Below are 23,645 nucleotides of genomic sequence, written 5' to 3'. Positions count from 1 at the left end.
GGCCTCGAGTATGCATAATTATGGCTTGATCAATGTGGCCGACTCGCGGAACCATAACTTTTAACAAGTTTGATCTGTACGAGAACTCTGCGGGACGGGGTAAGGGAACGTGTCAGCGCTCGAGAAGCGCCAATTGGCAGTTGCCAGGCCCCAACCATGACCAGAGCTCCGTAGATGTTCGGATCAGTGTGACGCCCAGCCGTCGGCGGCGCTTGCCTGCCGCCACTCGACATCCCAGCGATCCTCGTGCCGGCGCGCCACTCCGTGGCCCAACAGACGTACACCGGCCAGCAGCAGGGCAGCGATCGTGAGCCATCCGAACACCCGACCGCCGCGGCACCGGCCACTCGTCCGAACCGATCCGGCGGCTGTGGCACCACGGTGCCGGTCGGATCCGTCCAGATCCGGGTCATCGTGCCTGCACGGGTCGTCGACGGCACCGATGTGGTGTCGGTCCGGGTCACGCCATGGTGCATCCACCTGACCGTCGCGCCGGTGTCCAGTGCGGTCGGATCGGCGGGAAGTACGTCGACCACGCGTGCGGTCACCGGTGTGGTCGATGCGGCGCGAGCCGACACCTGGCCGTACGTCGAGCACCCCGCCAGGACCGCCGCGGGGACGGCGAGCACTGCGAGAACCGCGGCCACCAGACCGACGGCGGAAACCATCCGGTCGCCGCGCCGCAGGAGCGGATTGGACGACCATGGCATCCGTCCGCCGAGCGTGCCGAGCGCGTACCGCAAACCGTTCGTCCTCCCCACGGTGCAGATCTGATATCCAGGGTCGATCTGATCCCGGGTCGATCTGGTCCGGAACCTCTACCCAGCATCTGCCGAAAACGGCGGAATGGCGAGCGACGACCGTTCACACGGTCATTTCTGTGATGGACATGACACGCTGCGCCCCGGCGTCGGCGCTCACAGGCTTCTCCCAGTCATCGTCCAGCCAGGCATGAGTCGCAGGCCCCACTGTGGGATCAACACATCCGACACAGGAGGACCCATGACCACAGTGCTGGCACGCCAGGGTGCGCCGTCACCCGGCGAACCGCCGCCCCCGACCAGAGCGCGCCGCCGCCACGCCGGCGACAAACCGAGGCCGAAGCGCGCCGTCGCGTGGAGTCCGTTCGCCCTCACCGGGCTGCTGGTGACCACCGCGGTGCTCTACCTGTGGAACCTGGCGGCCAGCGGTTACGCCAACACCTTCTACGCGGCGGCCGCCCAGGCGGGCTCGCAGAACTGGACGGCCTGGTTCTTCGGATCGCTCGACTCGGCGAACTTCATCACCGTCGACAAGCCGCCTGCATCGCTCTGGGTGACCGGGCTGTCGGTGCGGGTGTTCGGGATGAACAGCTGGGCGGTGCTGGTACCGCAGGCCTTGATGGGAGTCGCTGCGGTTGCGCTGCTGTACTGCGCGATGCGGCGTACCTTCAGCGATCCACGCCACGGCACCGCCGCAGGCCTGATCGCGGGCGCAGTGCTCGCCTTCACCCCGGCCGCGGCGCTGATGTTCCGGTTCAACAACCCGGATGCGCTGCTCGTCCTGCTGATGGTGGCCGCGGGCTACGCGGTGACCCGGGCGATCGGGACCAACTCGGGCCGCTGGCTCGCGCTCGTCGGTGTGGCCCTTGGCTTCGCCTTTCTCACCAAGATGTTGCAGGGATTGCTCGTCCTGCCCGCTTTCGGGCTGGCCTACCTGATGTTCGCCGACAACGGCTGGTGGAAGCGGATCGGTCACCTGATCGGTGCGACCGTCGCGCTCATCGTGTCGGCGGGCTGGTTCGTGCTGGCCACCATCCTGGTGCCGGCCTCGGCACGCCCGTACATCGGCGGCTCGACGAACAACACCTTCATGGATCTGGTGTGGGGTTACAACGGCGTGGGTCGCATCAGCGGCGGAAGCGGCCCAGGCGGCGGAGGTGGCCCCGGTGGTGGACAGGCCGGCGGTTCGTTCGGCGGTTCCACCGGCCTCAACCGACTCTTCAGTTCGGAGATGGGCAACGAGATCTCGTGGTTGCTCCCGGTGGCTCTGTTCGCCCTCGCCTTCGCGATCTATCTCGGGGTGCGCAGCTTCCCGATCTTCCGCTTCACCAACGGCGTCAGCCGTGTCGAGGGTGGCGCAGTGGTCGCCTGGGGCGGCTGGCTGGTGATCACCGGACTGATCTTCAGCTTCATGAGCGGCACGATCCATCCCTACTACACAGTGGCCTTGGCGCCGGCGATCGGCGCGATGGTCGGCATGGGCGGCGTCTTCGCCTGGCGGCGCCGGGATCGCTGGGACGGCCGGGTCGCACTGGCCGCGATGATCGGTCTGGCCGGGTGGTGGTCCATCGTCCTGCTGAACCGCAACGACTTCGGTCCCGTCTGGTGCCGTTGGCTGATCGGTGCGCTGGCGGTGATCAGTCTGGTCGTGCTGCTCGTGGGAAGTGTGATGGCCTGGCGTAAGGCCGTCGCAGGCGCCGTGATCATCGGTGCACTCGCCGGTGCGGGTGGCAGCGTCGGATTCGCGATCGCGACAGCGGCGACCGCACACAGCGGATCGATCCCGACCGCGGTCAACACCTCCATGGACAGTGGCGGCATGGGCGGATTCGGCGGGGGTGGGGGACACCGCGGTGGTGGCAACACTCTGGGTGGCAACGCTCCCGGCGGCAACGGTGGCACTCCTCCGTCGATGAACGGTCAGGCCCAGAACGGTCAGACCCAGAACGGTCAGACCCAAGGTGGTCAAACGCCGAGCGGCACCGCGGCCGACAGCGGTAAGGGTCAGCGTCCGTCCGGCGGCGGGGGCATGGGTGGCGGTATGGGCGGCGACATCTCGTCGAACACCGAACTCGTCGCCCTGCTGAAGTCCTCGGACGCCACGTGGGCGGCGGCCACCAACGGGTCGCAATCCGCCTCCGGCATCGAGATCGCCACGGGTACCGCGGTGATGGCCATCGGTGGATGGAGTGGCGACCCCGCCCCGACCCTGCAGCAGTTCATCGACTACGTGAAGGCAGGCAAGATCGGCTACTACATCGGTGGCGGACAGGGTGGTCCCGGCGGCAACTCGGAGATCTCCACCTGGGTCGCGCAGAACTACACGGCGACCACGGTCGGCGGGACGACGGTCTACAAGCTCAACTGATCCCGGGCGCCCTTACCGATCGGCGACACGACGAGCCGCTCACCCTCACCGGTGGGCGGCTCGTCGCGTCGTCGGTGTTTCTGCGGCGGGTACTGTCGGGTCTTTCACCGGGGAAGGATGACGATGACCGACCGACTCACCGAGTTCGCCAATGGCCCCTACGTCTTCGACGTGATCGACAGCGGACCGATCGACGGCGTGCCGATCGTCTTGCTCCATGGATTCCCGCAACGCGCGACGGCCTGGGATCTGGTGGTACCACTGTTGCACGACAAGGGATTTCGAACGATTGCGCCGGATCAGCGTGGCTACTCCCCCGGCGCGCGGCCGGCCGCTCGTCGCGATTACCGCATGGGTGAGCTCGTCGGGGATGTGATCGCGCTGATCGATGCACTGGGCGTCGAATCGGTGGACCTCGTCGGCCATGACTGGGGTGCTGCCGTCGCGTGGTCGGTGGCGGGCGCGCATCCCGATCGGATCCGCACACTGACCGCGCTGTCGGTGCCACATCCGGGCGCATTTCTGCGCGCGATGCCCCGTGGACAGCTGCTGCGGTCCTGGTACATGGCGTTCTTCAACCTGCCGAAGATCCCGGAACTGTTCTTGTCCAGGGTCTTTCGGCCGTCGGCGGGCGGCGGGAAGCGGATCGGGTTGCCGGAGCCGTTCGCGAGCCGGCTCTACGACGACATCGTCGCATCGGGTGCGCTGACCGGGGCGCTGAACTGGTACCGCGGGCTCCCGCTCGGGACACGCGAGGACCGGCGGTTCCCGAAGATCATCGTCCCGACCACCTACCTGTGGAGTGACGGCGACTTCGCGCTCGGTCGCCGGGGTGCGGAGATGACCGGGAACTGGGTGGACGCACCGTACGAGTTCCGTGTGATCAACGGTGCCGACCACTGGTTGCCCGAGAACCGCCCGGAGGAGGTCGCGACGGCCATCCTCGACCGGGTGGCGGCCCGGTCGACCTAGCCGCGGCGGCGCCGAAGGATCGCGATCAGGACCGCCGCCACTGCAGCCAGCGCGGCGACGGCAGCAGCGATCGGCACCGTCCGGTTCGCCGACGGGAGCTCGGTGGGTGCGCCGGCTCGGAGCTGGGCGAATGTGGCTCGCTGCGCATCGGATTCGGCGACGGCGTCGACGACGGCCGGTGACGGACGTGACGGCGGGGCCGACGGTGCTGTCGACGCGGGGCCCGATGGTCCGGTCGGTGCCTTCTTCTTGACCGGGGGCTTGGACGGTGTGGACTTGGGCGCGACAGGCCTCGGTGCGGCGACGTCGGGCTTCGGTGCGGGGGTGTCGGCAGGTGGTGCAGTCTCGGCCGGTGGCTCGGTGGTCGGCTCTGTCTCCGCTGTGGCCTGCTTGTCCGGGGTGTGTTTCTCTGCGGCCTGCTTGCCGGTCGGCTGCTTCTTGGCGGGCGCCTTCTTCGCCGGCGCCTTCTTGGCCGCGGCTTTCTTGGCCGGTGCCTTCTTCGCCGCCGGCTTCTTTGCCGCCTTCTTCGGTGGCGTCTGGTCAGGCGTCTTCTGGTCAGGCTTCTGCGTGGACGACGCGCTCTCGGCCTGGCCGCCGGTCTCGGCACCGGTGGACTCCGCCGGCCCGGTGACCTCGGACGCCGAGTCGTCGGACGAGGAACCCTGAGGTGTGTTGTTCGGGCCGGGGTCGGTCATCTGCTGCTCACGCTCCCTTGCGTGGTGAATCGGTGCGGCGGGTAGGGGCTCATTTTAAGACGTCGGGTGGCCCACCTCGCGATGGAGGATCAGGCGCGCACGCCGAGCCGGGCCAGGATGTCTGCCTCGATGGCTTCGAGTTCCGACTCGATCGATTGATGCGCGGTCCGACGCTGAGCCGCAGGCATGGCCTCCGCGGCGTCGACGGCGATGGCGAGGTTGTCGAGACGGGTCGTCATCGCGGACACGAACGCCGAACCCTCGTCGGTGGTGTCCTTGGTGGCGACCTTCTCCAGCGATGCCTTGGTGGTGGCGATCCGCGCCGACAGCGTCGCGCCGTGGCCGGAGAACTGTCGCAGGACATCCGGTGATACGCCGGCACGGCTCGCCTGGAGCGCGGTGACCTGACCGCGCGCCGCCACCGCTGCGCGGTAGGCGATCGGCACCACGATGGGCGACAGCAGCCGCACGACGGTCAGATAACGGCGGACACTCGCCGGGCTGAACGCCTGGGCGTCGGCGTCGGCCTTCGCCTTGGCCGCGGTCGCCTTGGCGTCGGCCTTCGCCACCTTCTGCTGGACCTTGCCGGCCGCCTTGGTGGTCTTGCGCTCCTGCTTCAGTTCCTTGCCGCGGTGCTTACGATCGGCGCGGCGTCGGGCCTTCTCCGACTTCCGCGCGCTCTTCGCCTCGAGCTTGGCCTCGAGCTTGGCCTTGGTCTTCAGTGCCTTCGCCTCGGCCTTACGCTGGGCGCGAGTCTTGCCATCCGACGAGAACAATCCCATCTGAGGAACCTACCTCCTGTGCGGTGTCCCGGAGTTTGAGATACCACCCGGCCCGGAAACCGAGCGGGAGTGCGTGCATCGGTACAAGCATTACATAGGCTCGACGAGGGCGGTCTCGCGCAAAGCGTCGGCACACGACGCCAGGCACGGACCGATGTCGGAAAGGATGGGCGAGTGGCGGCAGCGGCAGTGGTCTTGCACCCGCGCGATCTCGCCGGATGCGAACACCGTCTTGCGCTCGACCAGTCGCACCCCGACCTCGTCCGTGCGCGCCCCGATACGCCCGAGGCGCAACGACGTAAGGATGCGGCCGCCGACCACCGCGCCGGGGTGCGCGACATGGTGCGCGGCCTGCACAGCGATCAACCGCCCGGCACGGTCGTGCTGGTCGACCCGACGTCCGATCATGCAACACGGGTCGCGGCCACCATGGCTGCCTGCGCTGCCGAGGCCGCCTGGATCTGGAACGCCACCTTGCCGACCGACCTCGACCATGGCAGGCGAGGGCATGCCGAATTACTCATCCGCGACGGGTCCGGCTACGTCCCGGTGATCGTGGTGAACCATCGGGTCAGCTATGACGCGAAACCCGGGAACGGCGGAAACGGCGGTTCGACGCTGACGAGCCCGGTCTGGACGTGGGCGCCGCGACCGGACGTGTCCCGCAACGCGCGCAATCAGCGTCGTGATCAGCTGCGGCTGGCCCAGCTGACCGCGATGTTGCTCGACCTCGGGTTGACGCCGTCGGCCGACCCGGCTGACCTCAAGGGCGGTGTCATCGGGATCGACGCCGACTGCATCGTCGTTTTCGAGATGGCCGCTCTGCTCGACGATTACGCCGAGTCGTTCGAACGCCGGATGGCGATCGCCCGGCAGACCATCCCCACCGCGCCGCGCCGCATCGGCGAGTGCCGGAGCTGTCCGTGGTGGCCGCGCTGCGGGCCCGAACTCGAAGAGCGCCGGGACGTGAGTCTCGTCGTGGGCGGCAACCAGAGCATCGCGCTGGGCGAGATCGGGATCACGACCATCGACCAGCTGGCCCATTTCCGCGGCGACCAGCCGACGGATTGGCCGGCAAACATCCGGTTCGACGACGCGGTGCTGAATGCGATCGCCTGGCTCACCGGCATCCCGCTGATCCGGCGCCTGGAAGAGCCGCAGGTACACCGGGCCGACGTCGAGGTCGATGTGGACATGGAGAGCTACGGAGAACATGGCGCCTATCTGTGGGGCACCCTGCTGACCGACAACACCGATCCGTCGCGCGAGGTCCGTTACCGGGCGTTCGCCACGTGGGAGCCGCTCCCCACCCGGGACGAGGGCAGGTCGTTCGCCGAATTCTGGGGCTGGCTGACCGGTGAGCGCGCGGCCGCCCATGCGGCCGGGAAAACCTTTGCGGCATACTGCTACTCGCAGCAGGCCGAGAATCGGTGGCTGCTGGGAAGCGCGCGGCGTTTCGCCGGAGACGACGGGGTGCCGCCACGCGCCGAGGTCGAGGAGTTCATCGCCTCCGACGAGTGGGTGGACATCTACGAGGCGGTCGGTCGCAACTTCATCTGTCCCAACGGCAAGGGGCTCAAACGGGTCGCCCCCGTCGCGGGTTTCACCTGGCGCGATGCAGAGGCGAGCGGCGAGGCGTCGATGGACTGGTATCGCGATGCCGTCGGTCTGGGTGGCGCCACTCCCGATCCCGCGCAGCGGCACCGACTGCTGGAGTACAACGAGGACGACGTCCGTGCCACCAAGGTGCTGCGCGAATGGATCGACGGGCCGGCGAAAGAACAAGTACCCCACGCGGACACGGTGCTCGAGTTCCGCGACCGCTGAGTTCGTCCGTCACTGCAGCGACGATCAGGAACGTGTGGCGCGCAGCGCTTCGAGGAACGATCCGCTCCCGAGCAGGGCGATCGCACCGAGCAGCAGAAGGGCCCCGGGGGCGAGGCCCAGGACGATCCGCCGCGTCGTGGTGAGCGCGCTGTCGTCAGCGGCGGGTGGTGCCGCGGTCGGCGTGGCGGCGGTGAGTGCGGCTCTACTCGTGTTCGTGTCCGGAGGCGATGTCCTCGGGGCGGGCGTCGCTCGCGGACCGGCCGGTGCGGAAGCGACTGATCCGGAACCCGTTGATCCGGAACTTGATGGTCCGGTGGCCGTCGGGCTCGCGGCGCCGCTGGTCGGGAGGCTGGGGACCTCGGCGCCCGGTTCTGTGCCGCCCTGGTCTGTACCGCCCCGACTCGGGCTGCCCTGACTCGGGCTGCCCTGGCGTGGGCTGTCCTGATGCGGCGTGATCGAATCCCCGTCGCCCGACCTGCCGGGCATACGTCCGCCGGTCTGCGGGGTCGAGGTGAACAGCGGCGGGCGGGACGGAAAGACGGCCGCCGGAGAGTCGTCGTCGCCTGTCGAAGTGGTCGGCTCGGTCGTACCCGTGGGTTCGGCGGGTTCCGTGGGTTCGGTCGGGTCCGTTCCCGGTGTCGGTTCGGGATCGCTCGTCGCATCGCCTGCACCGGTCTCGGTGTCACCGGACTGATCGTCACCGGATTGATCGGCACCGGACTGATCGGCGCCCGACTGGTCGTCACCGCTGTGATCGTGGCCGCCCCAGCGGGACCCGGCGTCGCGGTCGGATCCCGACTCACTGTGTGAATCCGATCCGCTATGTGACCCGGAACCGCTGTGTGAATCCGATCCGCTGTGTGAGCCGGAACCGCTGTGTGATCCAGATCCGCTGTGTGACCCGGAACCGGTGCCCGATCCCGACGACGAGTCGGGTGCAGAGGCGGCGACGCCCGCACCGATGCCCAGTACTGCAGCGGAGATCAGAGCGATGGCGGCGGTGAGCGCACCGATGCGTCGGCGCGCCCCGACCGGCTGCGCGGCTCGATGATCCATCGGACCCCCCGGTTCGGTGTCTGTCGTGCGACGGTCTGTCGTGCGACGATGATCGCCGTACGGTCGCCCAGAGTTCATCTTCCGGTAAGCTCTGATTTGCGCCACCACAGGTAATTCGCGATCGAGTGTGAACAATGCCACACAAGGCAATCGTTACAGCATCGGCACAGGTGATACGCGTGGGTGGATGCGTTCAGGTACGTTCAAATCGTAACGGGCGTTGCATCCACGATGCACACCGGTCTTAAATGTTTGCAAGTTCAAGCTTTGGATTTGCCGGGGAGAAGAATGACTTCACGAACTGCGGATGTGTCAATAGGGGGCGACCGTCGAATGAACGTCGAGGGGATCGGCTCCGCACCACGAGAAGCGCTGGACCCAGGATTGTTCGCACGCCGTCTCGAAGAACTGTTCCGTACGGTTCCGGGGCCGAACGGGCGTGCATACAGTGCGAAAGCGATCGCGGCGCGGTCGTCGGAGAGAGGATTCCGCCTCGGCGAGTCCTACTTGAGCCAATTGCGCTCCGGTAAGGCCAAGTCGCCGTCGTTCCGGACTGTCGAGGGCATTGCCGCCGCGTTCGGCGTGGATGTCCACTACTTCCTGGAGGATCGGGCCGCCCAGCGCACGCGCGACGAGATCGACCTCATGCGTCTGCAGGCCGACACCAACGTCCAGCTGGCGGCATTCCGTCTGGCCGGCCTGTCGAGCGACTCGGTCACGGTCGTCAACGAGCTCATCAAGGTCTTGCGTGAGCAGCAGGGTCTGCCCAAGGACCCACCGGACATCCTCGCTGCGGGGATCTCCGATGCCACGACGGAGGAAGCGCGTCTGCGCGTCGTGGGCGCGCGAGCGGTGGACTGAACACCCTTGTTCCACGAGGTCCACTGATCCATGCGAAGTCAGCGTGCGCTACGTGCGTTGTGCCGTGACACGCTCAAGGGTCTCGATCTCGACCTCCCGCTCGACGTCACCCAGCTCTGCGATCGCTACGGCGCGCAGCGGGGACGTGCCATCCGGCTGATCGCCCACCCCCTCCCTGCCGGGGTGCCGAATGGGATCTGGCTGGCCGCCGATGACGCGGACTACTTTTTCTACCAGGCGAATACGTCCGAGCTGCACCAGGATCAGATCGTCGTACATGAGTTCGGCCATCTGATCGCCGGACATCAGATGCTGGGCGCAGTCGCGGCGTCAGCCTTGACCGCCCCCTCCGACGAGCAGTCGGACGCGGCACTGAGCCGCACGTGCTACTCGGACGAGCGTGAATGGGAAGCCGAGATGCTGGCGTCGATGATCCTCAATTGGGCAGGCGAGGCGCGTCTGACCGTCGGATCGACACCGGACGACACCCATCTGCGCGGCATCCAGCGGGTCCTCGGCGGGCACAAGGGCTGGCTGTAGGGTGATCGTCGTCGGCGTGGTCAACGCGATGGCCGTAGTGGTGTTCGCGGCCGCACTGTGCTGGCGGCTCGAACAGATCCGACGTGAGGGTGGTGGCCTGCAGGCCGTCGCCATGACCGTGGCCATCGCGACCTTGACCCTGGCCTTCGTGATCTCCGGTGACGACGTCACGGATGCGATCGACACGCTGACGTTCACCGGCGCCGACCGTGTCCTGTTCTACGCGTTGCTCGCCATCGGCGTGGCCGCACTGATCGTCGTCTTCTTCTACCCTGGTCGGTCGACCACCCGGGAGCGTCGGGCAGGCATCGAGGCCATCCCGTTGGTGGTGGCGCTCGTCGGTCTGCAGGTGACGATGCTCGTCATCCCCACCGACCTCCGCACCGAGCAGATCTCCGAGTGGACGGTCCGCAACGTCGCGTTCGCCCTGTTCATGCTGATCGCCAGCGGTTACCTCACGTACGGGTTCGTCGCCTGCGTGCGCAGCGTCGGCCGGGTCATCGTGCTGGCGGAGGGGTATCTGCGGATCTCGTTGGGCCTCTTGCTCGTCGGCCTCGTCTTCCTGACCGCCAGTACCGTGCTCCAGATCGCCTTCGTCATCGGCTCGGCCGGCGATGTGGTCGCGCTGCCGTGGCTGTTGGGTGTCAGTCGCGTGTGCTCGATCGTCGGCGTCGTCGCCTTCCTGATCGGCATCAGCTTTCCGATGCTCCGGTCGCGCTGGCGTTCGATCACCGTGGGTCGTCGCCATCGCCGCGCCGCCGATGACCTGATCCCGCTGTGGGAGATGGTGACCGGGCCGGTACCCGAAGTGGTCCTGCCGACGTCCGGCTCGCCGTCGCCGTCGATGGTGTTCCATCGTCGCGTGGTGGAGACGCGCGATGCGCTCACCCAGCTGAGCCCATTTCTCACCGAGGATTTCGATGTCGTCGACGACGACGCCCGGGTGGACATGCTCTGGGCGGCGGTGGAGGAGTACACGATCGTCGGACAGCCCCGGGGCGCCGTGCGCGAGATCGTGCCCGGCGGGCCCGACATCGATGCCGATGCCGAACCACTCCTGCGGTTGTCGAGGGCGGTCGCCGCGCAGTCGGCGTAACGATCGGGCCGGGCCGCGACGATCAGGGCCGGCCCGCGACGATCAGGGCCGGGCCGCGACGATCAGCGCGGTGACGATCAGCGCGGTGCCATCCGGATGGCGCCATCCATCCGGATCGTCTCGCCGTTGAGGTAGTTGTGCTCGACGATCACCTGGGCGAGCTGTGCATATTCATCGGGTTCACCGAGTCGCTGCGGGAACGGGATGGCCCCGGCCAAAGTCTGCTGGAACTCGGGTGTGACACCCGCCAGCATCGGGGTCTTGATGGTGCCGGGTGCGATGGTGCACACGCGAATCCCGGCCCGGGCGAGGTCGCGAGCCGCCGAGATGGTCATCGCGTGCACGCCACCCTTGGACGCGGCGTAGGCGATCTGGCCGATCTGCCCCTCGAACGCTGCCACGGATGCGGTGTTGATGATGACGCCGCGCTGACCGTCGTGGTCGACGGTCGCCCCGGTGGCCATCTGTTCGGCGGCCAGACGCATGACGTTGAACGTGCCGACCAGATTGATGTTGATGATCTTCTGGAAGAGGCTCAGATCGTGCGGTCCGTCCTTGCCGAGGATGCGCGCGGCCCAGCCGACTCCTGCACAGTTGACCGCCACGCGTAGCGGAGGAGCCGTATCGGCGATGGTGTCGATCGCAGCCCGTACGTCGATCTCGCTGGTGACGTCGGCCGCCAGCAGGGTCACTCCACCCACTGCCTCGGCCTTGTCGATGGCGGGTTGGAGATCGAGTCCGAAGACCTGCGCACCCGCGCCGGCGAAGCGTGCGGCCGTCGCCGCGCCGAGCCCTGATGCCGCTCCGGTGACCAGTACAGACGATCCGGTTACGTCCATGAGTGATCCTTTCGGAATGCACCGGCCGCCCGAGGGCCGGTCGGGTGTCACCGATCACACTAGAACGGCCGTGGTGGGGAGGGGCCACAGCCCCCGAGAATCACCGAACGGTGGTTCGGGGCTCCTCGATATCGTTCGCGGACGCGACATCATCCTGGCCGGACGGGCCGCCGGGCGCGGATCGGCGCAGATGGACGAGGTAGACCGCTCCGATGCCGAGCAGCACCACGACGGCGCTGAGAGTGGCGATCACGGTGACCGTGCCGGCGTCGGCGAGTCCCTCCCACAGCAGCCATACGGCGAAGCCGAAGAACAGGACGGCGGCGGCGCGGGCGATGGTGCGTTCTGGCAGGTGCTTGCCGAGCAGGGCCCCGATCGCGATGGCGAGCGCATCGGCCGCGACCATGCCGATCGTCGAACCGATCCACACACCGAGCCAGTCGTGGTTGGTGGACAGGGTGATGGTCGCGAGCATCGTCTTGTCGCCGAGCTCGGCGAGGAAGAACGACGACATGACAGCGAAGAACACCGACTTCCCGACCCGGTCGGCCTTGGTGGACTCGTCGTCGTCGAGGTGGTCGCCGCGCAGGGTCCAGAGACCGAAGACCAGCATCGCGACACCGGCGAGGATCGACATCACGTCCGACGGGATCGACACCCCGAGGAAGTGGCCGAAGAACACCGACACGGCGTGCACCGCAGTGGTGGCGACCGTGATCGCCAGCAGAACGACCCACCACCGGTAGCGAAGGGCGTAGGTCATGGCCATCAGCTGCGACTTGTCGCCGAGTTCGGCGACGAAGATCACGCCGAAGCTCAGCAACAGGGCAGCAATCATGACGGCAACGTTAGTGTGGCCTCAGTTGGCATTGCAACAGATTGCCGAGCCGTATTTCCGCAGGTAGGAAGTACAAAACTAAAAGTTTGGGTAACCTAAATCGTCCGGTGCAGGTCAGGCCGCCAGCAGCATCGCGAGCACCGCGGTGTCGGGGTCTGAGTTGGGATCTATGCCGACCTGGTTACGCAGTGTGACAACCGTCCCGTCGGCCTCGGCCTCGGCCCAGCCGGCGCGGTGTTCGAGTCCGAGTTCGGGCAGCCCCGGTAGCAACACGCATCCCGACGCGACCTCCGAGCACTCGGGCAGCGACGGCCGGGTCTGCGACGGGGGATGCAGCATGACCAGGGCGGGCGGATTGCTGAGGAATCGGCCCGCCTCCACGAAACTGTCGTCGATCACGTTGCCGACCGCGACCATCATGCCGACGGCATCGGCCTCCGCATCGTCGGGCCGTTCCTCGACGACCCCGAAGATGGTGGTCGTCGGCAGAAAACCCGGCCGACAGGCGATGCGCACGGAGGCGACGAGTGTCTGCGTCCACTCGAGTGTGGATTCGGGCCACCGGCCGGAGATCAGGATGCCGTTGAGCGCTCCGTCGAAGTGAAACGGCGTGAGGCCGATCGGGATGGATGTCGTCATCGCTGGTCTCCCTCGTCCACAGGTCGGAACTCCGGACTCGGACCCGAGAGCGGAGATCCTGTGGAAGAAATATCCACCAGCCGTGCGTCGCAGACAACTCGAACACGACTGTTGTGACGGTTCTTTTACACGCGGTAACCCACCGACGGACCGGGAGGCGGGTTCGGACCGCTGCCCACGGCCGATGTGTCCGCCGTGACACCGGAGCGTCGGCGGGAGCAGGCACACTGGGTGGGTGAGAAATTCCGCCCCGCTGCGTCCGATGGAGATGGCCTCGATCGCCATCTTCGGCGGACTGACCGTCGCGGCGATCGTGGTCGCATCCGTGGTGCCCCTGGCGACCGCGGTCGGATTGCTGGCGCCGGTTCCGTTGGCTTTGGTGGCCGCCCGTACCCGTCCCCGGGCGCTGATCGCCGCCTCCGTGGCGGCCACCGGGGTGAGCTTCGCGATGGCGGGGACCGGCGCCGCCGCGACCGTCCTGGGCTCGGCCCTGGTCGGCGGCATCGTCGGCGACACGAAACGCCGCGGCCGCGGCCTCGGGACGATCACGGTGGCGAGCCTGATCGCATCGCCGATCATCGGCGGTCTCTCGGTGCTCGTGCTGCTGATCCTGGTGCCATTGCGGAAACTGGCTCTCGAGGCGCTCGGCAACACCATCGGTGGACTGGTGAAGGTGCTCGACAAGTTCCCTGCGCTGTCCGGGCTCGCCGACACCGTCGAGTCGCTCGGCAACAGCATGGTCGACCAGTGGTGGATCTGGATGTGGGTGTCGGGTGCCCTGGGCACTGCGCTCTCCCTCGCGGTCGCGTGGTGGCTGCTCGGTGGGGTGGTCGGTCGACTCGCCGACGTCCCGAGCGAGGACACCCTCGACGCAGGCGATGTCGCGAATGGCGAGGCACCGGTCGGTCCACTGCCGCTCTCGTTGTCGGGCGTGGGCTTCCGATACGGACCGGAGATGCCACAGGTCCTCGACGACGTGCACCTGACGCTGGCGCAGGGCGAGTTCGTCGCGGTGGTCGGCGCCAACGGTTCCGGGAAGTCGACGCTGGCGAAGATCCTGGCCGGCCGGGCACCGACGTCCGGTTCGGTCTCCCGCCCGGGTACTGCCGGGCTCGGACGGCACGGGGGTACCGCGATGGTGCTGCAGCGCCCGGAGACCCAGATGCTCGGTTCGCGCGTCGCCGACGACGTGGTGTGGGGGCTGCCACCCGGTGTGGACGTGGACGTGGAGGCGCTGCTGGCCGAGGTCGGACTGGCCGGGCTGGGTGCGCGCGAGACGTCGGATCTGTCCGGTGGTCAGCAGCAGCGTCTGGCCGTCGCCGCGGCGCTCGCGCGAGAACCGGCCCTGCTCATCGCCGATGAGGTGACCTCGATGGTCGATCCCGCCGGCCGCGACGAACTCCTCGCACTGCTCGCCGGCCTGCCGTCGCGACGTGGGATGACGGTCGTGCTCATCACCCATCGCGGCGCCGAGGCCGCGGCCGCCGACCGCGTGGTGCACCTGCATCTCGGACGGGTCATCGATCATCCGCCGCAGTGGGTTCCACGGCCCGGTTCGGTCGAGGAACCGGTGGTCCTGACCGGGCTCGACGCCGCGCCCGGTCCGTCCGGCGAGCCGCTGCTGGTGCTCGATCGCGTCGGCCACACCTATCTGCGGGGCTCTCCGTGGCAGGTGAAGGCGCTACACGACGTGTCGCTCACCGTGTGCCGCGGCGACGGCGTGTTGGTGGTCGGTGGAAACGGTTCGGGCAAGACGACATTGGCCTGGGTGATGGCCGGGCTCATCGGTCCGACGGCCGGCACCGCCGATCTGCGCGGGAAGCCGGTGACGGGTCAGGTCGGCGACGTCGCGCTGGCCTTCCAGCATGCCCGCCTGCAGCTGCAGAAGCAGACCGTCGGCGACGAGATCATGGCCGCGGGCGGTATCGAGGTCGGGACCGCAGAGGTGGCCCGCGTCCTCGAGTCGGTCGGACTGCCCCGCGAGATGGCGGCCCGGCGGATCGATTCGCTCAGCGGTGGCCAGATGCGCCGCGTGGTGCTCGCCGGACTCGTCGCGCGGCGACCGAAGGTCCTCATCCTCGACGAACCGCTCGCCGGGGTGGATCCCTATGCACGTACCGAGATCGTCGCGATGCTCGCGCGGCTGCGGGCCGACGGGCTGACCATCGTGATCATCTCGCACGATCTGACCGACCTCGACGCGGTGGTGAACCGCCGGGTGCAGCTCACCGACGGCACGCTTGCCGACGTGACCGAACCGTCGAAGACGCTCGGGGCGCCGAACTTTCAGTCCGCATCACCGGAGGTGGCCGAATGAGCGTACAGACAGTCCCGCTCCGGCAGGTGCCGGGCGATTCGCTGATCCACCGTCTCTGGGCGGGTACCAAGCTGATCGTCGTGATGGCCCTCGGCGTGATGACCTGGGTGCTGCCGTCGTGGCCTGCGCTCGGGTTGGTTGCCGTGGTGGTGCTCCTGACGGCGATCACCGCGGGTATCCCGCTCGGCGCGATTCCCCGTCCGCCCTGGTGGTTCTGGGGGCTGATCATCGCGGGCGGCGCGCTCAACCTGACGTTCGGGCCGTCCGCACTGGTGGTCTATCTGCGGGCCGTGACGTTGGGGCTGGTGCTGGTCGCGAGTTCCATCCTGGTGATCTGGACGACGCCGATGGCCGAGGTGGCACCTGCGATCGCGACATTGATGCGCCCCCTGCGGATTCTGCGCCTCCCCGTCGACGAGTGGGCCGTCGCGATCGCACTGTGCCTGCGCGGCCTGCCGCTGCTGATCGACGAGTTGCGGATGCTGCGTGCCGCTCACCGGCTCCGCCCGTCCGCTCCGGCGCGCAGTGGTCATCCGGCCGCGGAGATGGGTGTGGTGGACATGATCACGGCGGCGATGTCGAGTGCCCTGCGGCGCAGTGCGGAGATGGCGGAGGCGATCACCGCCCGCGGCGGCACCGGCCGTCTGACCGCGTACCCGTCGCGTCCGGGACGCCGTGATGCCGTGGTGCTCGTCGTCGTCGGAATCGCCTGTGCCGGTGTGATAGTCGCGACGATCCTGCTCTGAACCGACTCGCCGCGCCGTGCTCGATCGGCGGACGACGACGGCGGTCACCCGTCGTGGGTGACCGCCGTCGAGGTCGATCGATCTGTGGCGATCAGGCGGGAACGATGAGCCCCGCGCCCTGCTTGCTCGCCGTCGCGAAGCGCTCGGCCGCGTCGGCCCAGTTGACCACGTTCCACCACGCCTTCACGTAATCCGGCTTGACGTTCTGGTAGTCGAGGTAGAAGGCGTGCTCCCACATGTCGAGCATGACGACCGGGATGATCGCCGCGGGGATGTTGCCGCTCTGATCAGTCAGCTGCAGGATCACCAGGTTCTTGCCGATGGTGTCGTAGCCGAGGATGGCCCAGCCGCTGCCCTGCAGGGTGGTGGCGGCCGCGGTGAAATGCGCCTTGAACTTGTCGAAGCTGCCGAACTGATCGTCGATGGCTGCGGCGAGATCACCTTCGGGCTTGTCGCCACCGTTGGGGGACAGGTTCTTCCAGAAGATCGAGTGGTTGGTGTGGCCACCGAGGTGGAACGACAGGGTTGCCGAGAGTCCGTAGACCTTGCCGGCGATGGTCTCGTCGTCGCGGGCCGCGGCCAGCTTCTCGAGGGTGTCGTTTGCGCCCTTCACATAGGTGGCATGGTGCTTGTCGTGATGGAGCTCCATGATCCTGCCGGAGATGTGCGGCTCGAGTGCCGCGTAGTCGTACGGGAGATCCGGCAAGGTGTATTCAGCCACGATTTTCCTCTCTGAGGTGCTGTGCGTTTCTCACTGCGCGCGTGAAAAGCTGCGACGTCTGACGTCGGTCACGCGGGTACTTCCACCCTTACCCACAGCATGGGGGATTGCAAACATTGCGACGGAATCCACTTCAAGTGCGGTTGAAGTTCTCGTCGTCGGGATCGGGGGCGAATCGGCTGGTCAGATGACGATCAGCAGGACGAGCAGAGCGATCAGTCCGGCGATGCTCACGGCCGTACCGAAACACGCGGACCGGACGTCGTAGGTCGCTCGCGGCGCCACGGCGCGAGGGTTCATCGCTCGACGGAGGTCCGTGCTCGCGTGCGTTGCCATCGAAACCCTTCGTCGTCGCTGGTCGCGGCAGCACTGCCGCGGGGCTGGACCGGCACGGGTGACCCGGAGTGACTGCGGTCACATGCCCAATAGTCGGTCATGATAGGCAGACCGTCGGGCATACATCAACCCCGACGATGTCCGGTGCGGGCGTACGATCGGGGCATGTCATGGCTTGACCAGCTACTTTCCGGGCAATCGCACAAGCGTCGGCTCGTATCCGCCGATCAGGCGCTGCCGGGCCGCGAGGCCACGGTGCCGGTCGCCCCCGAGCATCTCCTCCTGCACCATCCGATGAAGGGTGCGACCGACCCGGACGGTAACGGGATCGGTGAGTTCGGCGACGGTCTCTCGGCCGTGGTCCTCGCGGGCGGGTGCTTCTGGGGCATCGAGGAGATCTTCTGGCAGGTGCCGGGTGTCTACACGACAGCCGTGGGCTACGCGGGCGGCCACACGGCGAATCCCTCCTACGAGGAGGTCTGCACCGCGCGCACCGGACACACCGAATCGGTTCTGGTGGTTTTTGATCCGTCGGTCATCGATCTCGAGGGAGTGCTGAGGATCTTCTGGGAGAGCCACGATCCCACACAGGAGATGCGGCAGGGCAACGACGTGGGGACGCAGTACCGGTCGGCGATCTACACGGTGTCGGAGTCCGATGCCGGGCTCGCCCGGGCCACTGCCGAGAAGTTCGGCGCCGTGCTGGCCGATGCGGGACTGAGCCCGATCGCCACGGAGATCAAGCCACTCGCCGAGGCCGGCGCCGGCCGGTTCTATTACGCCGAGGACTACCACCAGCAGTACCTCGCGAAGAATCCGCACGGTTATCGGTGCCATGCGGCCACGGGGCTGCACTACCCGGCCGCCTGATCGGTGACCGACGAGATCAGTCCGGGGCAGTGGAACCGGACGCTGTTGCAGCGTCAGCATCTGCTCGAACGTGTCGACGAGGATGCCATCGAGGTGCTCGACCGTTGCGTCGGCCTCCAGGCACAGGACCCCACGGCGCCGTTCTTCGGTTTGTGGTCGCGTATCGACGATTTCGATCCGGCGGAACTCGACGGTCTGCTGACCGATCGGGAGGTGGTCCGGATGGCGTTGCTCCGGTCGACCGTCTTCCTGATCGACGCCGAGGACGCACGATGGATACGGCCGATCGCGCAACCGTTGCTCGACACCGAGGTCGCGATCCACGAGCGACGCCTCTCCGGCACCACCGCCTCCGATGTGCTCGCCGAGGCGGCCGCACTCTTGGCGGGTCGGGAGATGTCCGGCGCCGCGCTGGGTCGTGAACTGGCGCAACGGCACCCCGACGACGACCCGTCGACGTTGGTCGCGGTCGCGAGGTGTGGTCTGCCGCTCGTCCAGGTGCCGCCCCGCGGACTCTGGCGGGGCTCGGCGGCACCCACCTACCAGCTCTTCGACGACTGGGTCGGGCCCGGTGAGCCGGCCGTCGTCGACGACGAGGCCCGTAAGGACCTCATCCGGCTCTATCTCCGGGGTTTCGGTCCCGCGACGGTGAAGGGCATCCAGACCTGGTGCGGCCGTACCCGGTTGCGGCCGCTGCTCGACGCGATGGAAGCGGATTGGGAACTCGTGATCCGCACCGGCCCGGACGGGGAGCAACTGTTCGACCTCGACGGTCTCGACATCGTGGACGCGGACGTCCCCGCACCGGTCCGGTTCCTCGCCCCGTACGACAACGTGATTGTGGCACAGGCAGATCGGCGTCGGATCGCCGACGACGACCGTTATCGCAGCCTGCTCACCGCGAACGGCCGGTACCCGGGTTTCGTGCTGGTCGACGGACGTCTCGCCGGTTCATGGCGGGTGGAGGACGGCCGCGTGGTCGCCGACATGATGATCGACCTGCCGCGGGGCGGCCGCGCCGAACTCGAGGCCGAACGTCAACGACTGCAACAGTTCTGCGACACGCGCGGCTGAGTCACTCGCCGGTGCGCGGATTGCGGCTCGTGATGCAGTAACGCCTGCCCATGGGGTCCGACATCACGGTCCAGGTCGGGAACTCTTCGACCACGCGAGCGCCCCAGTCCTCGTGCCGTGCCACCTCGTCTTCGACCGCGGTGGCGGCCAGGTCGAGATGCCCGGTGGCCACCGTGGCCTCGTCGTCTGGGCCGTTGCGCTGTAACAGGATGCCGACGGCCAGGGCGTGATCGCGGCGTAGGCGGAGCAATTCGGGACGGCTGGTCGGCTCGGTCGGCATGCCGGTGAATCGTGTCCAGAACGCGACCTCGCGCTCGTGGAGTTCGGCCGGGATGTCGATGCAGACCTGGTCGATGATGCTGATCGTGTCGCCCGGCCATCGGATCGGCCGCGAGCGCACGGACTCGCCCTGCCATTCGACCAGGCAGAACACAAAACCTGCGGGCGAGGCCACCGATATGTGGGCAGGCTCGGCGTGGTCGCGAACCACGGTGGCACCCAGGGCGATCGCCTCCGCCGTCGCCGACCGCGGGTCGTCGACGTGGAGATCGAGATGGATCCCGCCGGGTCCGGCGTCGACCCGTTGGACACGGAGATGGGGATCCCCGTTGAACGGTTCCAACGAGGCGAACTCGCGGTGTTCGCCGCGCGGCGGCGACACGGTGCTGCCGGCGATCGCGCGCCAGAACGTGACCTCGGCGCCGAACTGCTCGGCAGGAAAGTCCAGGAATGCGGTGAGCCATCGGATCTCCACGCCGCGAGTCTAATGTCGCGGCGGGCGTCGGCGGGCCCGATGGCGGCCGGACGTGGCACTACACTCGGCACATGAGTCGTGGACCGTGGGACAAGGTGGCCAAACGGGTGGCGCGGTCACGCGCGGACCGGGTGGCCGTGGTCCGCCTCGACGGTCCGATCGGCATCGGTGGTCTCGGTCGTTCCGGGCTGACCGCCGACAACGTCGAGTCGGTCCTCAAGCGCGCCTTCGGTACCGAACACGTGAAGGCCGTCGTGGTCGTCATCAATTCGCCGGGTGGCTCACCTGCCCAGTCGGAGTACATCGCGGAACGAATCCGTCAGCTGTCCGCGGAGAAGGGCGTCCCGGTCATCGCCTTCTGCGAGGACGTCGCGGCATCGGGCGGCTACTGGATCGCGTGCGCTGCCGACGAGATCTTCGCTGCGCACACCTCGATGATCGGGTCGATCGGGGTGGTGTCGTCGGGGTTCGGACTCTCCGATGTGCTCACGCGCTTCGGTGTCGAGCGCAGGCTGTACACGACCGGTGACAACAAGGCCCGCCTGGACACCTTCTCTCCGGAGCGGCCCGAGGATGTCGAGTGGCTCAGGGCGTTGCAGGCGCAACTGCACGAGGCCTTCATCGCGTGGGTCCGGCAGCGCCGCGGCAAGCGGCTCAGCGCTCCCGACGACGAATTGTTCAGTGGGGACATCTGGGTCGGCAGCCGTGCCGTGCAGGTCGGGCTCGTCGACGGCATCGGCGTGATGCGGTCGGTCATCGCCGAGCGCTACCCGGACGCCGAGATCACCATGATCGAGGCACCGAAACCCCTTCTGGCCCGGCTGGTGGGTGGGCAGGTCAGCGTTGACCGGTTGATGGAGAGCGCCGTCGCGGGAACCGTCGTCGCCGTCGATCGGGCGATCGGCCTGCGGCTGGGATGACCCGGCCGCGACGACCACCGCACACTGGTGCACAACGGTTCGTGCGCAGCGGGGACACGTCGGTTCTCCCCAACTTTCCCCAAGTTATCCACAGGAAATCGGGTCATCGCGAAGAACCTTTGACTGTGACGTGGGTCTGCACGTTGTCGAATAGTCTCAACCGTTGCGCAACCAGATCCGTGATCCCTGTCACAACAGATGTGGTAGCCGTCACAGGGAGCCGCAGCGTGTGGCCTGGTTGTCCACAGTTTCCACAGTCTCATCCACAGCTTTATGGTGGTCGATGCACATCCCGGGCCGGTCGCGCAAACCGGCATGTGGATAGTTATATGTAGGTCTGCATAGTGCTGTTTCGATCGCAGCAGCCGTGTCAACTCGACGAGCGCATCCGCGGCGGTTGTGCACAGGGCGCGCCGCGCCCGGTGCGGCTGTGCCACCATGGTTTCGTGAGCATGGGCGACATCCGGCAGGTGCCGGTCACGGAGCTGCCGGACGATTTCACCGATGAGGTGGACCGCGTCCTGCTCGATGTCCGCGAGGACGATGAGTGGGCTGCCGGTCACGTCCGGGGTGCGGTGCACATCCCACTGGGAGATGTGCCGGCCCGCATCGACGAGATCGACCTCGACGCCGACCTCCTGGTGGTGTGCCATTCGAGTGGACGGTCGATGCGCGTCCTGCAGTATCTCGCGCAACTCGGCTACGAGGGCAGCTGTGTCCGCGGTGGCATGCTCGCGTGGGTCGAGAACGAGAAGCCGGTCGAGGCGGGGAGTGCCGGGTCGAAATGATCGACCTGTGTCCGCGGTGCCGTATCCAGGCACCGCATCGTCCGGGGCGGGAACGCTGCCCGCGCTGTGGCGGACCGCTGCGCGTGGTCGACAGCGATCTGATCGGTGACCCGGGTGGCGCGGTGGAGACGCGGCGTGGCCCGTCGGCGTCCCCCCGCGAGACCCCGGTACGGCCGACGGCATCGTCGGCCACGGGTCAGCCCTCGAGCGGACCGCGTAGCAGTCGGCTCTACCGGGCCAGGCATGTCCGGTGGGTCGCCCGCCGACCACCGGAGGCCATCCCGGCCCGGCGCCTGGCGGTCCCGCCGGGGCCGCGGCCGATCCCGCGATACGTCTACGTCCCGCGTTGGGGCCTGCGTGACGTCCCGGTCGAGCCAGGCGCTGACCACCGCAACCCGCTCGAGGCGCTGACGGCCGCCCTCCTCCACGCGCTACGGCTCCTGGCCGGAGCCCTCGGACTGGCCGCGATCGTCCATCTGCTCCGCTACGTCCTGCTGGTGGTCAACAGGTCCGTGCCGGTCGCCGGATGGACGGACCGGGCATCGGCTTTCCTGGTGATCTTCGCCGGGCTGGTGGCGTTCGGGGTGTTCGTCTACGCGACCGTGGTCTTCACCCGGTGGATCATCACCCTGCGCGACGACGCCTATCGACGACACGCTCTGCGCGACCCGCGACCCCGGTGGCAGATCGCGCTGCTCGCGGCCGTACCGCTCGTCAACGTGGCGGGAGCTGCGGTCCTCCTGCACGAGGTCGCACGGATCCGCGACGATCTCGAGGCCGAACGCACTCGGAGCCGGCTCACCAAGTTGTGGGTGGCCTGGGCGCTCGTCAACGTGCTCGCCGCGATCGCGGTGGTCACCCGCATCGTCGCGACGGCTTCGGGCTCGATCCAGACGTCCGCCAACGGGCTTGCGGCGGTGGTCATCAGCTCGGCGGTGTCGGGGGTGTTCGCGTGGTGGCTCGGCACTCGCCTGATGGCGATTTTCGGTGCCCCGCAGGACGAACCCGTACCGTCACGACGCTGGGTGGCGGTCGCATGACGGGTATGGAGCACATCTCCCGATCCGGCAAGCCGGCCGTGGTGGCGCACCGTGGCGCGTCGGAGGCTCTCCCCGAGCACACCCTCGCTGCCTACGAGCTGGCCCTGAGTCAGGGCGCCGACGGCCTCGAATGCGACGTCCGGCTGACCAGCGACCAGGAACTCGTCTGCGTCCACGACCGCACTGTCGACCGGACCTCCGACGGAACCGGTGTGGTCAGTGAGATGTCGTTGGCGGAGCTGCGCGATCTGGACTTCGGCAGTTGGCATCCGGCAGGCGACAAGGCGTCGGTGCTGACCCTGCGGGAGCTGCTCTCCCTGACGCTGGATTGGCGCAGGCCCGTGCGGCTGTTCATCGAGACCAAGCATCCGGTGCGCTACGGCAGCCTGGTGGAACAGAAGCTGCTGGCACTGCTCCACGAGTTCGGTGTCGGGACGCCCCCGTCGGCGGATCACAGTCGCGCGGTGGTCATCTCGTTCTCGTCGGCAGGAGTGTGGCGGATTCGCCGGCACGCTCCGATGCTGCCGACGATCCTGCTCGGCGACACCGCCCGCCTGCTCGGCGGCAGTGCCGCGACGGCGGTGGGCGCCACCGGCATCGGGCCGTCGGTGGAAACCCTGCGGCTGAACCCGGATCTGGTGGACAGGGCCGCCGCTGCCGGTCGGGTCACCTACTGCTGGACGGTCGACGAGCAGGTCGACGTCCAACTCTGCGCGGATCTCGGCGTTCGATGGCTCGCGACGAATCGCCCGGCGAAAGTCCGTGACTGGCTGGTCACCGTCGACTGAGCGGCTCCTGGACAGGT

At 67.8% G+C, this 23,645-nt stretch carries 23 protein-coding genes; 14 read left to right on the top strand and 9 right to left on the bottom strand.

The window, feature by feature from the left end; genetic code table 11:
• Positions 1-29 precede the first annotated feature (29 nt).
• On the bottom strand, positions 30-668 hold the full coding sequence (locus IDF66_RS24195; protein ID WP_455428730.1) for a hypothetical protein: 639 nt from the start codon (positions 666-668) through the stop codon (positions 30-32).
• Positions 669-1,002: 334 nt separating this feature from the next.
• Between IDF66_RS24195 and IDF66_RS12245 the strand changes: the two genes are divergently transcribed.
• Positions 1,003-3,129 (top strand): ArnT family glycosyltransferase, encoded by a 2,127-nt coding sequence (locus tag IDF66_RS12245; RefSeq protein WP_190267030.1) that lies wholly within the window; start codon positions 1,003-1,005, stop codon positions 3,127-3,129.
• 123 nt (positions 3,130-3,252) lie between these two features.
• Positions 3,253-4,101 carry an alpha/beta fold hydrolase gene (locus IDF66_RS12240; RefSeq protein ID WP_190267029.1) on the top strand — a complete coding sequence of 283 codons (849 nt, stop codon included), beginning with the start codon at positions 3,253-3,255 and terminating at the stop codon, positions 4,099-4,101.
• Here IDF66_RS12240 and IDF66_RS12235 read toward each other — a convergent pair.
• Together IDF66_RS12235 and IDF66_RS12230 are read right to left on the bottom strand one after the other, a co-directional pair.
• Positions 4,098-4,796, bottom strand: coding sequence for a hypothetical protein (locus IDF66_RS12235; protein ID WP_190267028.1), 699 nt, complete (start codon positions 4,794-4,796; stop codon positions 4,098-4,100). The genes IDF66_RS12240 and IDF66_RS12235 overlap by 4 nt on opposite strands.
• 89 nt (positions 4,797-4,885) lie before the next feature.
• Positions 4,886-5,578, bottom strand: coding sequence for a DUF6474 family protein (locus tag IDF66_RS12230; RefSeq protein WP_164310000.1), 693 nt, complete (start codon positions 5,576-5,578; stop codon positions 4,886-4,888).
• 174 nt (positions 5,579-5,752) lie between these two features.
• Between IDF66_RS12230 and IDF66_RS12225 the strand changes: the two genes are divergently transcribed.
• Entirely contained in the window at positions 5,753-7,405 is a 1,653-nt protein-coding gene (locus IDF66_RS12225; RefSeq protein ID WP_190267027.1) for a TM0106 family RecB-like putative nuclease, read from the top strand.
• Between the two features lie 24 nt (positions 7,406-7,429).
• On the opposite strand, the gene IDF66_RS12220 is transcribed toward IDF66_RS12225, so the two are convergent.
• The gene (locus tag IDF66_RS12220) at positions 7,430-8,461 is read right to left on the bottom strand and encodes a hypothetical protein (RefSeq protein ID WP_190267026.1); all 1,032 of its coding nucleotides are present in this window, start codon (positions 8,459-8,461) and stop codon (positions 7,430-7,432) included.
• Between the two features lie 333 nt (positions 8,462-8,794).
• Between IDF66_RS12220 and IDF66_RS12215 the strand changes: the two genes are divergently transcribed.
• From IDF66_RS12215 to IDF66_RS12205, 3 genes are read left to right on the top strand one after another with little or no spacing between them, the layout of a single operon-like run.
• Positions 8,795-9,322, top strand: a complete 528-nt coding sequence (locus IDF66_RS12215; RefSeq protein ID WP_164309999.1) for a helix-turn-helix transcriptional regulator — start codon at positions 8,795-8,797, stop codon at positions 9,320-9,322.
• A gap of 30 nt (positions 9,323-9,352) precedes the next feature.
• The gene (locus IDF66_RS12210) at positions 9,353-9,862 is read left to right on the top strand and encodes a hypothetical protein (RefSeq protein WP_164309998.1); all 510 of its coding nucleotides are present in this window, start codon (positions 9,353-9,355) and stop codon (positions 9,860-9,862) included.
• A gap of 1 nt (position 9,863) precedes the next feature.
• A complete protein-coding gene (locus tag IDF66_RS12205; RefSeq protein WP_190267025.1) occupies positions 9,864-10,958 on the top strand; it encodes an MAB_1171c family putative transporter in 1,095 nt (364 codons plus the stop codon).
• 77 nt (positions 10,959-11,035) lie between these two features.
• Here IDF66_RS12205 and IDF66_RS12200 read toward each other — a convergent pair whose 3' ends face one another.
• The 3 genes from IDF66_RS12200 to IDF66_RS12190 all read right to left on the bottom strand — a co-directional run bounded on the left by IDF66_RS12200 (position 11,036) and on the right by IDF66_RS12190 (position 13,274).
• Positions 11,036-11,797 carry an SDR family NAD(P)-dependent oxidoreductase gene (locus tag IDF66_RS12200; protein ID WP_190267024.1) on the bottom strand — a complete coding sequence of 254 codons (762 nt, stop codon included), beginning with the start codon at positions 11,795-11,797 and terminating at the stop codon, positions 11,036-11,038.
• Between the two features lie 100 nt (positions 11,798-11,897).
• Complete coding sequence (locus IDF66_RS12195) at positions 11,898-12,635, bottom strand: TMEM165/GDT1 family protein (RefSeq protein ID WP_190267023.1); 738 nt, start codon at positions 12,633-12,635, stop codon at positions 11,898-11,900.
• Between the two features lie 114 nt (positions 12,636-12,749).
• Positions 12,750-13,274 (bottom strand): peptidase, encoded by a 525-nt coding sequence (locus tag IDF66_RS12190; RefSeq protein WP_164309994.1) that lies wholly within the window; start codon positions 13,272-13,274, stop codon positions 12,750-12,752.
• A gap of 262 nt (positions 13,275-13,536) precedes the next feature.
• Between IDF66_RS12190 and IDF66_RS12185 the strand changes: the two genes are divergently transcribed.
• Positions 13,537-15,591 carry an ABC transporter ATP-binding protein gene (locus IDF66_RS12185; protein WP_190267470.1) on the top strand — a complete coding sequence of 685 codons (2,055 nt, stop codon included), beginning with the start codon at positions 13,537-13,539 and terminating at the stop codon, positions 15,589-15,591.
• Positions 15,588-16,337, top strand: a complete 750-nt coding sequence (locus tag IDF66_RS12180) for an energy-coupling factor transporter transmembrane component T family protein (RefSeq protein WP_164309993.1) — start codon at positions 15,588-15,590, stop codon at positions 16,335-16,337. Before IDF66_RS12185 ends, IDF66_RS12180 begins: the two co-directional genes overlap by 4 nt.
• 91 nt (positions 16,338-16,428) lie before the next feature.
• On the opposite strand, the gene IDF66_RS12175 is transcribed toward IDF66_RS12180, so the two are convergent.
• The gene (locus tag IDF66_RS12175) at positions 16,429-17,058 is read right to left on the bottom strand and encodes a superoxide dismutase (protein ID WP_164309992.1); all 630 of its coding nucleotides are present in this window, start codon (positions 17,056-17,058) and stop codon (positions 16,429-16,431) included.
• 501 nt (positions 17,059-17,559) lie between these two features.
• On the opposite strand from IDF66_RS12175, the gene msrA reads away from it, so the two are divergent.
• Both msrA and IDF66_RS12165 read left to right on the top strand, forming a co-directional pair.
• A complete protein-coding gene (gene msrA / locus IDF66_RS12170; protein ID WP_190267022.1) occupies positions 17,560-18,264 on the top strand; it encodes a peptide-methionine (S)-S-oxide reductase MsrA in 705 nt (234 codons plus the stop codon).
• 3 nt (positions 18,265-18,267) lie between these two features.
• The gene (locus IDF66_RS12165) at positions 18,268-19,338 is read left to right on the top strand and encodes a winged helix DNA-binding domain-containing protein (RefSeq protein WP_190267021.1); all 1,071 of its coding nucleotides are present in this window, start codon (positions 18,268-18,270) and stop codon (positions 19,336-19,338) included.
• Between the two features lies 1 nt (position 19,339).
• Here IDF66_RS12165 and IDF66_RS12160 read toward each other — a convergent pair whose 3' ends face one another.
• Complete coding sequence (locus IDF66_RS12160; RefSeq protein WP_164309989.1) at positions 19,340-20,092, bottom strand: VOC family protein; 753 nt, start codon at positions 20,090-20,092, stop codon at positions 19,340-19,342.
• 71 nt (positions 20,093-20,163) lie between these two features.
• Here IDF66_RS12160 and IDF66_RS12155 point away from each other — a divergent pair, with 71 nt between their 5' ends.
• The 4 genes from IDF66_RS12155 (at position 20,164) to IDF66_RS12140 (ending at position 23,628) form a co-directional block, all read left to right on the top strand.
• Positions 20,164-21,012 carry a S49 family peptidase gene (locus tag IDF66_RS12155; RefSeq protein WP_190267020.1) on the top strand — a complete coding sequence of 283 codons (849 nt, stop codon included), beginning with the start codon at positions 20,164-20,166 and terminating at the stop codon, positions 21,010-21,012.
• A gap of 452 nt (positions 21,013-21,464) precedes the next feature.
• The gene (locus IDF66_RS12150; protein ID WP_190267469.1) at positions 21,465-21,800 is read left to right on the top strand and encodes a rhodanese-like domain-containing protein; all 336 of its coding nucleotides are present in this window, start codon (positions 21,465-21,467) and stop codon (positions 21,798-21,800) included.
• 83 nt (positions 21,801-21,883) lie between these two features.
• A complete protein-coding gene (locus IDF66_RS12145) occupies positions 21,884-22,840 on the top strand; it encodes a DUF4328 domain-containing protein (RefSeq protein ID WP_317628668.1) in 957 nt (318 codons plus the stop codon).
• A complete protein-coding gene (locus IDF66_RS12140; RefSeq protein WP_164309986.1) occupies positions 22,837-23,628 on the top strand; it encodes a glycerophosphodiester phosphodiesterase in 792 nt (263 codons plus the stop codon). The genes IDF66_RS12145 and IDF66_RS12140 overlap by 4 nt, the downstream gene beginning before the upstream one ends.
• Positions 23,629-23,645 lie beyond the last annotated feature (17 nt).

The sequence above is a fragment of the Gordonia hankookensis genome, from assembly GCF_014673215.1.
In the GTDB taxonomy this organism is placed as follows: Bacteria; Actinomycetota; Actinomycetes; order Mycobacteriales; family Mycobacteriaceae; genus Gordonia; species Gordonia hankookensis.
Note: the sequence above shows the minus strand (reverse complement) of the source record. Positions and strands in the feature narration are given on the sequence as shown.